The following is a 12,027-nucleotide window of genomic DNA, read 5'->3' as shown; positions in this document are numbered from 1 at the left end:
TTTATGATAAAATAAAACTATTGGATAAATATATAAGTCCACAAAAGTTTTTACATCAAAAAACTTTTAAATCCCTACCAGTGGTAGATATATTTTCTTCAAAAATGCTAGGGGACCCAAGCCCTATCAGAGGAGGATAGCCATGATCTCACTCTTTGAGTGAGCCACATGGCATAGGGCACCCATACCCTATCAATTGGCCAAAGCTAGGAACTTCGTTACGTAGGATAAGGGACCCCATACCCTAGCAGTTGAGGAAACATTTTCTTCGAAAATGCCAGGGAACTTAAGCCCTATCAGAGGAGGATAGCCATGATCTCACTCTTTGAGTGAGCCACATGGCATAGGGGACCCATACCCTATCAATTGGGGAAAGCTACGAACTTTGTTACGTAGCATAGGGAACCCCCTTTAAAGTGGTTAAGGAATTCAGATTGATACAGAATTGTAACAGATACTTTAATATTTATATAGTAAAAAAAGAGGTGATGATTGTGAGTCGTTATCGTTATCAAGTGGTGAAAACACATCTCGTAGAATTTGACGAAGAATTATTTTATCAAAAACTAACAGAAATTTTAGAGAAATATGATGTCATTGTGGGAGATTTCTCAGGCGGACAACTTCGATTAAAAGGATTTTACTACAATGAACGTAAAAACGTTCCTTTAGATTTAAAATGTGTCACGATTCCAGAATATATCGCTGAGTATTGTGCATATGGATGCCCGTATTATGTGGTAGAAAAAATCGTGCCAAAACAACACTCAGAAGAATGGACAACATCGAAGAAATAGCAAGAAAGAGGAAGACTTATGTATAAAGGATATTTAATTGATTTAGATGGAACAGCTTATCATGGAACAAAAGTCGTTAAAGAAACATTAGAATTTGTTAAAGCTTTACACGAAAAACAAATCTCATATTTATTTTTAACAAACAATAGTACAAAAACACCGCAAATGGTGGCTGATGTTCTAGCGGACTTAGGATATCCGGTCACTGAACAACAAGTTTATACGCCATCAATGGCAACAGCCCAATATATTTACGATGAAAATCCAAATGCAAAAGTCTATATGATTGGTGAAATTGGACTTGAAACAGCCTTAGTTGAAAAAGGATTAACGATTACCAGTGAAAATCCTGATTATGTGGTTATTGGCTTAGATCGTGACATCAACTATGAAAAGCTAGGGTTAGCTTGTTTAGCTATTCGTAATGGAGCAACATTCATCTCAACAAACGGTGACGTTGCCATTCCGACTGAGCGTGGTTTATTACCTGGAAATGGGGCTTTGACATCAGTCATCTCTGTTTCAACAGGAGTCGATCCAATTTTCATCGGAAAACCCGAACGTATTATTATGGAAAAAGCATTAGAATTAATTAACCTTCCCGCTGCAGAAGTCGCGATGATTGGAGATAATTATTTTACAGATATTTTAGCTGGAATTAATGCAAACGTTCCGACCATTTATATCGAAGGTGGTGTTTCAACACGAGAAGAAGTGATGAGTTATGACACACAACCCACACATGTTTTAAAAGACTTAACAGAATTTACAATTTAATAAAAGCCCGAGAGGGATTTTTCTATGTCTAGAGGGGGATTAAATATGAAAAAAGCTATCTTTTTTGATATTGATGGAACACTCATTGATTGTATCAATGGTCATATTGATTTAAGTCATCAGGTCAAACAGGCCATTCGTCGCTTACAACAAGAAGGTCATTATGCTTTCATTGCCACTGGCAGACCGTATGCTTTTTTAAGTGAAGCCATTTTATCTTTTGGTTTTGATGGATATATTTTAACCAATGGAGCACAAGTAATGATTGGAAATGAAACCATTTATAAAGAGCCACTTGATCCCACCTTTGTAAAAAATGCCACAGCAGAATTCGAACAACGTCAAATCCAGTACATGTTACAAAGCGATTGCTATTCGTACATGAAAGATGAATATAAAGAATATTATCAATTTTTTGATAACATCGGTGTTTCACGAAACTATTTAGTTAGTGACTATCAGTTAGAAGATGTTCAGACACAAAAAATTGAACTGCTTTGTCCAAACGATGAAGCCATGGAATATTGTTTATCACTCGTTGAACAAAACCCTGAATATGATTATGTTCATAGCATTAGTGAGCGTATGTTTGAACTTTATTCAAAGAAAAACACAAAAGCGACAGGTATCCTAACGGCACTTAAACATTTAGGTATTCCTGTTGAACAAAGCTATGCATTTGGTGATGGGAAAAATGATATCGAAATGTTATCAATTGTTGGATGCGGGATTGCTATGGGAAATGCAAGTGACGAAGTCAAATCCTATGCGCACCAAGTCACAGATAGTGTATTAGAAGATGGCGTAGCCACTGGAATTGAAAAATACATTCTAATATAAAAAGGACTTTTAAAAGTCCTTTTTTTCATCTTCAAAAAAGTAAGTTCCGCAACAAGTTTTAGTGCAACGCCCGGTTGCTAAAAGATGTGCCTCTTCATTCCATTTTAAATAAAGATCACCGCCTGGTAAATGTACCGTAATCAATTCATATGGATTCACTTGTCGTCTCGCCACTGCACTCGCCACAGCGGCAGCCGCATTCGTCCCGCAAGCACTAGTCAAACCAGACCCTCGTTCGTAAGTGGTTAATAATAATTCATTTGAATTAATAACTGTTAACATCCCAACATTAACATCATAATTTTTTGAAATTCGTTCCATTTCTTCCTCAAATGCCTCGTGGTCATCATCAGTATAAATGATAAAGTGAGGATTTCCCATGGAAATCATATCTACTTGCCAAATTCCATATGGTGTTTCAATATCCCCGCAGTAGTCAGTCACTTGACTTTTTAGGGAAAGGGGGTGACAAGGATCGATGAGTGAATGGGCCAATCCTAAATCAACAGTTATTAAATCCTCTTCATGTGTTAAAATGGAAACGTTAGCGTCAGTTTCGATTTTGATTTGAGGCTGATTAAAGCGTTCAATCTCTAATAAATAATGCCCGATGAGCCGTAATCCGTTTCCACATGTTTTAGCACGAGAACCATCTCGGTTATAAATAATCATTTTAAAATCAGCAAGTTGAGATGGAAGCAAGATAATGATTCCATCTGCTAAAATTCCAGTTCGAGGATTAGTTATATGTTTAGCTAAATTGGCATAATCTAAAGAGAGCTCTGGCTGTTCAAGATAATTTAAAATTAAATAGTTATTGCCAATTGTCGATAATTTAGTGAAAAAAATAGGTTGCAAAGGTATTCCTCCTTATGTATATCTGTTTACTTTTTCAGGGCTACGTTTTATAATTTAACTAGTATCTAATGAGGTGATCGAAGTGAACGAAACAGAAAAACAGATCGTTGAAATTCTAGAAAAATTAAGACCCTACTTACAACGCGATGGTGGGGATGTTGAATATGTTAAATTTGAAGATGGAATTGTCTATGTGCAAATGTTAGGTGCGTGTGTTGGTTGTGCCTCAATGGACTCTACGTTAAAAGACGGAATTGAACAAATTCTATTAGAAGAAGTTCCTGGTGTTATTGGCGTTGAAAATATTGAAGAATATTTAGCATAATAGTAAAAAAGAGGTCCTCTACTAGTTATATTCGAGTAGGGCCTCTTTTTTTACCATTTTATTTAAGTTTTTGACAATGCCTCCGTTTTGACCCATTCAGGAATACGAAGTTCGATTAAATTGCTTCGATACACTTCATATGGTAATTGATAGAGTAATTTAGCATAGCTAAGTGCTTGCTCGTAGATTAATGGAATATTGACTTTTTCACCTTCTCTTAAGCTAAATAATGCATCGTAAAACTGAGTAGGGAAAAATAATCTTGCATATAAAAGCTTCCATTCTTCTTGGCTAAGTGGATTAACTTGATTCACAATTTGAACAAATGATCGGACTTGAACTAAATCCTGATTCATTAAATAGAGGTGACGAATATATTCACAGTAGCAGCGAGACTTATTATCTAAAGTCAATAGCTTAGGACAGAAACATTCAAATTTATAACTGGTTGGAGTCAGGCGCATATGACATAAAGAAACAGGGTACTTGACCTCTATCAGTTCATTGATAAATGTATAAGCTTGCTCATTTAGATGAATATAATAAGTAGCCAAGTCGAAGAATAAGAGTCGGTCATCTGCGGATAGTTGATCGATTAAGACGTTCAATTGTTCTTCATGTAATCGATTTTTGGCTGTCCAACGCTCTTTTAATTCAGGGGCAAGTGCATACGGTTCTGGATAAATGATTGGAATCTGTAGTGTGCGAATGTCGATAAAATCATGTAGTATGACAGTCGACTCTAACACATAGTAGTGTTCTCCCTCGAATAACACTGTCGTTGTATTATCCTTTGATAATAGAATTCGTTGCTGCGTACTATACTGTAAAAATTGTAGAAGATGGAAAAAAATTGTATTTTTCTCTTTTCCAACTGATATAATATAAATGTAACGGTCACCTAACTTCGTATAATAGATATCGTTTAATTGTTCTAAATGGTCAATTTGGAGTTGATAATACCAATTAATTAGCTCCTTCATTCGGATCATCCTCAAATTTTAAAATAAGTATCTAATCTATATCTATGCGGGTGTGACATATAAATATGATAATTGAAGGGATGAATTTAAGATGGATCAAAAAGCATTAGAAGAATTAGTCATACAGAAAATTAATGAGAGAGGCGTAACACTGGAACAAATTGCACAATTAACGTATTTCCTACAGTCAAACTATTATGAAGGATTAACGTTAGATGTTTGCCTTCATAACGTCAAGGCTGTTCTTAAAAAACGAGAAGTTCAAAATGCCGTCCTAACAGGCATTCGATTAGATGAATTGGCAGAAATGAATTTATTAGGAGAGCCGTTACAAGAAATGGTCGATCATGACTACTCTTTATATGGAATCGATGAAGTTCTTGCATTTTCGATTTTAAATGTTTATGGATCGATTGGGTTTACAAATTACGGTTATATTGATAAGCTTAAACCAGGAATTTTAGGTGAAATTGATAAAAAAGGGAAAGCGGAAGGATGTTGTCAAACCTTTATGGATGATTTAGTCGGGGCTATTGCAGCAGCTGCCGCTAGTCGAATCGCACATCGTCGGGAAGTGTAATTTTTCTTATTAGCAAAAGGGGAGAGCTACAATGTGGTTTAATTATGTATTAGAATCTGCAATTTTAGCTAATGTATTAGCGCAAATTATTAAAGTCCCACTTCGTTTGATTACAAAAAAAGAGTGGCGACCAACACTTGTTTTATCAACGGGAGGAATGCCGAGTTCACATTCGGCTTTTGTTGCTGCCCTTGCAACAGCAGTCGCATTCGTTAATGGAATCGATTCAACCGCATTTGCAATCTCTTTTTGTTTTGCATCAGTCGTCATTTATGATGCGATGGGAATTCGTCGTCATGCGGGCCAACATGCCAAAATGTTAAATCAATTATTAGATGATTTAATGAAGACAGGAAATCTCTCAGTCTTTCAAGATGAAACCTATCAAAAGCGTTTTAAAGAATTGTTAGGTCATGAACCACTAGAAACGTTCTGTGGAACGTTATTTGGAATCTTTGTTGCCGTTATCTATGGAATTATGGCAGGAGTTATTTAGAACTTTTAATGTCAAAAAGTTGTTTTGAGTGTTGGTTTTAGTTATACTATATATAAACTAAAATGCATTTCATGTTTTTATCATCAGTCTTAGTTATCAAAATACGTTGGTAGTAAGGCAGTGTATAGTCCCGATTAAAGTTTTCATGATGTGAAAAACTTATCGGGACTTATATATATAAACAGAAATGAAATTTATATTTAACACATGGAAGTTAAAGCTGTAAAATATCGTAAATACAAGCTGACTATACAAGTAGTAATCAAATCAAAAGAGGTGAAGATGATGACGGAAAAAATTTATGATTTAACAATTATCGGGGCTGGGCCTGTTGGAATCTACGGTGCATTTTATGCAGGAATGCACGGAATGACAACAAAAATTATTGATGCTTTACCGGAGCTGGGGGGACAATTAGCTGCCTTATATCCTGAAAAGTACATCTATGATTTACCAGGTCATCCGAAAATTAAAGCAGGTGAAATGATTGAACAATTAAAAGTTCAAATGGATCAGTTTAAAGATCGAATTGACGTAGTGACTAACACAAACGTACAAACTGTTGAAAAGTTAGAAGATGGAACATTCAAAATCTGTACGGATAAGGAATGCCATTATTCACGTTCAATTGTTATTACTGCTGGAAATGGAGCATTTACACCTCGTAAATTAGACGTTGCCAATGCTAATGATTTTTCAAATATTCATTACTTCGTTTCAACAATGGAAACCTTTAAAGGAAAAGACGTTGTTATCTTTGGTGGAGGAGATTCAGCTGTCGACTGGGCATTAATGCTTGATGGAGTTGCTAAAAATGTCTCAATCGTTCATCGTCGCGATGAATTTAGAGCACATGCTTCTAGCGTTGACAACTTAAAAGCTTCAAATGTAGAAATCTTAACGCCATATGTGGCTGCAGGCTTAACTGGAGAAAACGGACGTGTCACGGCTGTTGAATTAACAAACGTAACAACTAATGAAACAAAATTAGTGCATGCTGATGAAGTTATCGTTTTATATGGGTTTATCTCATCTCTTGGACCAATTAAAGAGTGGGATTTAGAATTAGATAAAAACGCACTTTGTGTAGATATTAGCCAACAAACAAGTATCAACGGAATCTTCGCAGCGGGAGATGCTTGTACGTTCGATGGAAAAATCAAAATGATTACAACAGGATTTGGTGAAGTGGTTGTTGCCATTAATGCAGCGATTGCTTATGCATATCCTGAAAAAGTACATCGTCATAAACATAGCTCTGCCATGATGAAATAAAAACATCTTAGAATCGAGCATCACGAAAAGAAGCCTTAGAGAATGAATTTAATCTCTAAGGCTTTTATGATGATTAAAAAGAATGACTTATGTTTAGAAATTAATCATATAATCAAACAGACAATAGTTTAAATTGTACAAGTTATCATGTTATATTGATATAGCAAGGTAACGTTTGAGTTACTAGTATTCTTTAAATTAGCTAAATAAATTTTAATATGATAACTAGAGTCTTAGTATAAAAATAAGATTGATGCATCATAGAACACATCAATCAGAATCTTTTTAAGAGCCTAATAGAAATATAATATAAAAGGGTTTATTACATTTTTTACCTGTAGATAACCGATGATACATAAAAAAATAAATCCAAAGTAAAAAAAATTCACAATATCGATTATATGGAAAAAACTTTATGATATAATGAAAGGGTATGTATGAACTGAGGTGTAAACGATGAAAATCAAAGAAGGGAGTATCGTACGAGGGAAAGTTACTGGTATCCAATCTTATGGTGCGTTCGTCCAATTGAGTGAAGATTGTAATGGATTAATTCATATCTCAGAACTGTCGGACGGATATGTGAAAGATATCCGTGATTTTGTTAACATCGGTCAATATATTGATGTAAAAGTCCTTAAATTTAATTCGGATAATCATCAAGCTCGGTTAAGTTTAAAGGGTGTTGCAAATAATAATTACCGATATCATCGTATGAAGGCGTCTGACTTTGAGACTTCAAGTGGATTTGCACCACTAGCCCAACATTTACCCATTTGGATTCGAGACTCACTCGAGAAAATAGCAAGGGTTAACAAGGAGGATTAACACAATGGGAAAATTCCTATCATTTAACTATGAGAATGCAGCATCATTTGTTGCGCCACATGAATTAGAATACGCGAATGAATTAGTAAAAGTACTTCACAACCGTATTCATGAACAAACAGGAGCAGGTAATGACTTCTTAGGATGGGTTGACTTACCTGAAAATTATGATAAAGACGAATTTGCTCGCATTCAAAAAGCAGCAGAAAAAATCCAATCAGATTCTGATGTATTATTAGTTATCGGAATCGGTGGATCTTACCTTGGAGCTCGTGCAGCTATTGAAGCGTTAAATAATCATTTCTACAACTTACAAGATAAAGCAACACGTAAAGCACCACAAATTATCTTTGTAGGACATCATATTTCTTCAACTTACGTTCAAGAGTTAGTTGAATACTTAGCGGATAAAACATTCTCAATCAATGTTATCTCTAAATCTGGAACAACAACTGAACCAGCAATCGCATTCCGCGTATTTAAAAAATTATTAATCGAAAAAGTTGGACGTGAAGAAGCTAATAAACGTATCTACGCAACAACTGACGCTTCTAAAGGAGCATTAAAAACATTAGCGACTAGCGAAGGATACGAATCATTCATCGTTCCAGATAATGTAGGTGGACGTTTCTCAGTTTTAACGGCTGTAGGATTATTACCAATCGCTGTAAGTGGAATCAACATCGAGGATATGATGCGTGGAGCAAATGATGCTCGTGCTGAATATGCTAATCCAAACTTAGCAGAAAACGAAGCTTATCAATATGCAGTTATCCGTAACGCATTATACTCAAAAGGTAAAACAATCGAAATGTTAATCAACTACGAACCAGCATTATTATACTTCAATGAATGGTGGAAACAATTATTCGGAGAGTCAGAAGGTAAAGATCAAAAAGGAATCTTCCCAGCATCTGCTTCATTCTCAACAGATTTACACTCAATGGGACAATATATCCAAGAAGGTCGTCGTGACATCTTCGAAACAGTTGTAAACGTAGTAAAACCAACTCGTGAAGTTGTATTAGAAGCTGAAGAATCAGATTTAGATGGATTAAACTATTTAGCTGGACAAACAATTGACTTTGTTAATAAAAAAGCCTTCCAAGGAACATTATTAGCTCATGTTGATGGAGGAGTTCCAAACTTAATCATCGACTTACCAGAATTATCAGCTTATAGCTTTGGATACTTAGTATACTTCTTCGAAAAAGCATGTGCAATGAGTGGATATATCTTAGGCGTTAACCCATTTGACCAACCAGGTGTAGAAGCTTACAAGAAAAACATGTTCGCATTACTTGGAAAACCAGGTAACGAAGAATTAAAAGCTCAATTAGAAGCTCGTTTAAAATAATCTAATCCTAACATAGGACTTTCTCATCTTGATGGGAAAGTCTTTTTTATTAGTTAAAATATGACAAATAGGGCACTATCTCTTATAACAAGGGAAGAAAAATGAATTAGGCACATCCTTTAAAATATAGACTTTTTTATATTTTTATAAACAATAGTCATATAATGACCTAAATAGCGACTATACTATCTATATGATTGAATTTTTAATTAAACGTTGTTATAATTTCGAGTATGACATAATATGTAAAAATGAATGAAATACTGACTGTTTTTAAGATAAAAGGAGAGATATAAATGGTCGAGGTTAACGGCTTATCAAAAGATGAACTGATCGCTAATCTTTGGTTAACAGATGAAATGATTAATGAAATTGAAATTGTAAAACGTGAGATAGATAAAAAGAAAGCTTCATTAGATTCAACAATTGCAGCTACAGAGCAAGAACATTTAAAAGCAGTAGAAACAAAATACTATGATAGCTCAGAGTATAAAGCGCATCAAGATTACAATGGACTTATTGAGAAACTGAAAGATTTTAAAGGAGTTGCCATTTTAATTGATTTAATTGTCTGTGTTCTATTATCATATGCCTTAATTATATTTAATGTGAATTTCTTATATGTTATTTTATTATTTATTATTACGGTCGTTATTTTTTATCTACTATATCAACAAGGAACTAAATATTATTTAAATAAGCAAAAGCCTGCTCCTATTCCATCATTAGAAAGTGTTATTGAAGAAGCTAAAATGAGTTATGAGTATCAACAAATTCCAAACTCATTACTTGCTAATCATATGAGAGATGAAATCGAAAAACTAAATCAACAATTATCAGAATTAGAGGCTACCTTAATTGAAAAAACAGTTTTACCTGAAATCTATCGTATGAGAGCTAAAGAAGTTGTTTGGTACTTAGAAAACTTAATGGCAGACAATTTAAAAGAAGCTTTAGCAGCTTTAGTAGAAGCTGATCATCGTGAACAAGTGAAACACATGATTGAAGAACAAAATCAAGAAATTAATCAATTAAAAGATATCACAGCCAAATTAATGGAACATAATCAAAAATTAGCACATAAATTAGAACAACAACGTCAACAACTTGTTGAATTAGAAAATAGAAAGAAATAATAAAAGGTCACCTATGAAAGGTGACCTTTTATTATTGTTTAACAGTTTCGCCGTATAAAGGGCTAGGAAGCCCAAAACCACCGGCGACTTCTAACAATTGACCGGTAATAAAAGAAGATTCGTCACTAGCTAAAAATAAAACAGCATTAGCAATATCCTCTGGTTGTCCAAAACGATGGAGTGGGACGTGTTTGAGAAACGATTGAATAAAGTCGTCTGACATATTTTGTAGAGCTGCGTCCGTTGCAATTAAGCCCGGTAAAACGGCATTACATCGAATGTTATGTTTCGCATATTGAATTGCGATATTTTGTGTTAGTGAATTAATAGCTGATTTAGAAACGCCATACCCTAATCGAGCTACATCAGGTAAGATTGATCCAATCGAAGAGATATTCACAATTGAGCCACTTTCCTGCTTAAGCATTTGTTCAATGGCAAATTTACAAGGCAGATAAACACTACTGAGATTAAAGTTCATCGTATTGAAAAAGGTTTCAGTATTTCCGGACACGAGGTCTAAGTCAGTTTCTGAATCTGTCCCCCCATAATTATTAACTAATATATCTAGGTGGCCCGCTTCTTCAATAACTGTCTTGACCATAGTCTCATACGTTTCTGTTTTTGTCGCATCAAAGTAAACACTTTTAGCGTCATAGCCATTTTCCAATAATTCTTGACAGATTTGATTAGCAGCCTCTAATCGACGAGCCCCAATATAAACAGTTGCTCCGTGCTGAGCCAACGTTTTAACACATTGTAGTCCAATTCCTCGTGTACCAGATGTAACAAGTGCAACTTTGTTTGCTAATTTTTTCATATATCTGATTCTCCTTTATAGGTTAAAGTTAATTATATTATGTGGGATTTATGCAGTTTTATATCCTCTAATTTTCCTGCTAAAACTAATCAATTATTATCGAGGGATTCATACGATAATAATAGGAATCAAGTAAAAAAGGAGAGAGGCGACGTGAAAGAGTATTTTGAATCTATTAAAAGAAGAGATCCAGCAGCAAGAAATATTATTCAAATTATCTTGCTATATCCTGGCGTGCAAGCAGTCTTTTGGTATCGTATTGCACACTTTTTATATATACACCATTTAAAATTTATTGCAGAATTAATGATGTTCATCGTAAGATGTTGTCTTAATATAGAAATTCATCCAGCCGCTCAAATAGGGAAGAGATTATTTATTGATCATGGAACAGGTGTCGTTATCGGAGCGACTAGTATTATTGGTGATGATGTAACAATGTATCATGGAGTTACATTAGGTGGAGTCGGTAGAGGCGATGTTACAGGTAAACGGCATCCAACTGTTGAAAGTAATGTTACAATAGGTACTGGTGCAAAAATATTAGGGAATATTACATTAGGAAAAGGTTGTATAATCGGAGCAAATGCTGTTGTATTAAAGGATGTTCCCCCGAGTAAAACGTCAGTAGGAGTCCCAAGTATAGTGAAAAAGTAATTAAATCGCTGATTTTGGATTATTTATTATATTTAATTTCTCAATCTCATACACTTGTAAAAAAATAATGTAATACAAAGGTGATGAGGATGAGGAAATCAATTGGTACAATTTTATTTTTAGTCGTATTATTTTTAAGCTTTATTCCAGTAATCATGGGGGAATATCGTAATAATTTAAATGATAATTATGAAGCAGTAACTGTAATCTTAGATGCAGGACATGGTGGAAAAGATGGGGGAGCCTCATCAGAAAGTGGAATTATTGAGAAAGAAGTCGTGCTATCGGTGACAAAAAA

The 12,027-nt window shown here is 34.5% G+C and carries 15 protein-coding genes (1 of these 15 only partly in view); 12 read left to right on the top strand and 3 right to left on the bottom strand.

Annotated elements, in window-relative coordinates; translation table 11 throughout:
• The first annotated feature begins 494 nt into the window (after positions 1–494).
• The 3 genes from AT726_RS02975 to AT726_RS02965 are packed head-to-tail and all read left to right on the top strand — an operon-like array spanning position 495 to position 2,414.
• On the top strand, positions 495–797 hold the full coding sequence (locus tag AT726_RS02975; protein WP_411039924.1) for a YutD family protein: 303 nt from the start codon (positions 495–497) through the stop codon (positions 795–797).
• Between the two features lie 18 nt (positions 798–815).
• The gene (locus AT726_RS02970; protein WP_055275901.1) at positions 816–1,574 is read left to right on the top strand and encodes a TIGR01457 family HAD-type hydrolase; all 759 of its coding nucleotides are present in this window, start codon (positions 816–818) and stop codon (positions 1,572–1,574) included.
• 45 nt (positions 1,575–1,619) lie between these two features.
• Entirely contained in the window at positions 1,620–2,414 is a 795-nt protein-coding gene (locus AT726_RS02965) for a Cof-type HAD-IIB family hydrolase (protein WP_055275899.1), read from the top strand.
• Between the two features lie 9 nt (positions 2,415–2,423).
• Here the strand turns inward: AT726_RS02965 and dapF are convergent, their stop codons facing one another.
• Complete coding sequence (gene dapF, locus AT726_RS02960) at positions 2,424–3,272, bottom strand: diaminopimelate epimerase (protein WP_055275897.1); 849 nt, start codon at positions 3,270–3,272, stop codon at positions 2,424–2,426.
• A gap of 82 nt (positions 3,273–3,354) precedes the next feature.
• Here dapF and AT726_RS02955 point away from each other — a divergent pair, with 82 nt between their 5' ends.
• Positions 3,355–3,597, top strand: coding sequence for a NifU family protein (locus AT726_RS02955; protein WP_055244695.1), 243 nt, complete (start codon positions 3,355–3,357; stop codon positions 3,595–3,597).
• A gap of 62 nt (positions 3,598–3,659) precedes the next feature.
• Here the strand turns inward: AT726_RS02955 and AT726_RS02950 are convergent, their stop codons facing one another.
• Complete coding sequence (locus AT726_RS02950; RefSeq protein ID WP_055275895.1) at positions 3,660–4,580, bottom strand: hypothetical protein; 921 nt, start codon at positions 4,578–4,580, stop codon at positions 3,660–3,662.
• A gap of 91 nt (positions 4,581–4,671) precedes the next feature.
• On the opposite strand from AT726_RS02950, the gene AT726_RS02945 reads away from it, so the two are divergent.
• The 6 genes from AT726_RS02945 to AT726_RS02920 all read left to right on the top strand — a co-directional run bounded on the left by AT726_RS02945 (position 4,672) and on the right by AT726_RS02920 (position 10,252).
• Positions 4,672–5,160, top strand: a complete 489-nt coding sequence (locus AT726_RS02945) for a phosphatidylglycerophosphatase A family protein (RefSeq protein WP_055244691.1) — start codon at positions 4,672–4,674, stop codon at positions 5,158–5,160.
• 31 nt (positions 5,161–5,191) lie between these two features.
• Positions 5,192–5,656 (top strand): divergent PAP2 family protein, encoded by a 465-nt coding sequence (locus tag AT726_RS02940; protein WP_055275893.1) that lies wholly within the window; start codon positions 5,192–5,194, stop codon positions 5,654–5,656.
• A 285-nt stretch (positions 5,657–5,941) separates the two neighbouring features.
• Positions 5,942–6,931, top strand: a complete 990-nt coding sequence (locus AT726_RS02935; protein WP_055275891.1) for an NAD(P)/FAD-dependent oxidoreductase — start codon at positions 5,942–5,944, stop codon at positions 6,929–6,931.
• A gap of 456 nt (positions 6,932–7,387) precedes the next feature.
• Positions 7,388–7,759, top strand: a complete 372-nt coding sequence (locus tag AT726_RS02930; RefSeq protein ID WP_055244684.1) for a CvfD/Ygs/GSP13 family RNA-binding post-transcriptional regulator — start codon at positions 7,388–7,390, stop codon at positions 7,757–7,759.
• 4 nt (positions 7,760–7,763) lie between these two features.
• On the top strand, positions 7,764–9,116 hold the full coding sequence (locus AT726_RS02925; protein ID WP_055244682.1) for a glucose-6-phosphate isomerase: 1,353 nt from the start codon (positions 7,764–7,766) through the stop codon (positions 9,114–9,116).
• A 296-nt stretch (positions 9,117–9,412) separates the two neighbouring features.
• Entirely contained in the window at positions 9,413–10,252 is an 840-nt protein-coding gene (locus AT726_RS02920) for a coiled-coil domain-containing protein (protein WP_068758966.1), read from the top strand.
• 31 nt (positions 10,253–10,283) lie between these two features.
• On the opposite strand, the gene hdhA is transcribed toward AT726_RS02920, so the two are convergent.
• Positions 10,284–11,072, bottom strand: a complete 789-nt coding sequence (gene hdhA, locus AT726_RS02915; RefSeq protein WP_068758965.1) for a 7alpha-hydroxysteroid dehydrogenase — start codon at positions 11,070–11,072, stop codon at positions 10,284–10,286.
• Between the two features lie 153 nt (positions 11,073–11,225).
• Between hdhA and cysE the strand changes: the two genes are divergently transcribed.
• Positions 11,226–11,729, top strand: a complete 504-nt coding sequence (gene cysE, locus AT726_RS02910) for a serine O-acetyltransferase (protein ID WP_055245276.1) — start codon at positions 11,226–11,228, stop codon at positions 11,727–11,729.
• A gap of 89 nt (positions 11,730–11,818) precedes the next feature.
• Positions 11,819–12,027, top strand: partial view of an N-acetylmuramoyl-L-alanine amidase CwlD gene (gene cwlD, locus AT726_RS02905; RefSeq protein ID WP_055245278.1) — the start only. Its footprint extends 487 nt past the window's final position; 209 of the gene's 696 nt are visible here — the first part of the coding sequence; it begins with the start codon at positions 11,819–11,821; the stop codon falls past the right edge of the window.

Source organism: Turicibacter sp. H121, assembly GCF_001543345.1.
Taxonomy (GTDB): Bacteria; Bacillota_I; Bacilli_A; order MOL361; family Turicibacteraceae; genus Turicibacter; species Turicibacter bilis.
The sequence above is the reverse complement of the archived record's forward strand: the minus strand, read 5'-3'. Positions and strand labels throughout refer to the sequence as shown.

Excerpts from the sequence above, each read along its gene's own strand:
- AT726_RS02970 (WP_055275901.1), top strand. The coding sequence starts at position 816 with ATGTATAAAGGATATTTAATTGATTTAGATGGAACAGCTTATCATGGA.
- AT726_RS02965 (WP_055275899.1), top strand. The coding sequence starts at position 1,620 with ATGAAAAAAGCTATCTTTTTTGATATTGATGGAACACTCATTGATTGT.
- AT726_RS02950 (WP_055275895.1), bottom strand. The coding sequence starts at position 4,580 with ATGAAGGAGCTAATTAATTGGTATTATCAACTCCAAATTGACCATTTA.
- AT726_RS02945 (WP_055244691.1), top strand. The coding sequence starts at position 4,672 with ATGGATCAAAAAGCATTAGAAGAATTAGTCATACAGAAAATTAATGAG.
- AT726_RS02940 (WP_055275893.1), top strand. The coding sequence starts at position 5,192 with ATGTGGTTTAATTATGTATTAGAATCTGCAATTTTAGCTAATGTATTA.
- AT726_RS02935 (WP_055275891.1), top strand. The coding sequence starts at position 5,942 with ATGACGGAAAAAATTTATGATTTAACAATTATCGGGGCTGGGCCTGTT.
- AT726_RS02930 (WP_055244684.1), top strand. The coding sequence starts at position 7,388 with ATGAAAATCAAAGAAGGGAGTATCGTACGAGGGAAAGTTACTGGTATC.
- AT726_RS02925 (WP_055244682.1), top strand. The coding sequence starts at position 7,764 with ATGGGAAAATTCCTATCATTTAACTATGAGAATGCAGCATCATTTGTT.
- AT726_RS02920 (WP_068758966.1), top strand. The coding sequence starts at position 9,413 with ATGGTCGAGGTTAACGGCTTATCAAAAGATGAACTGATCGCTAATCTT.
- hdhA (WP_068758965.1), bottom strand. The coding sequence starts at position 11,072 with ATGAAAAAATTAGCAAACAAAGTTGCACTTGTTACATCTGGTACACGA.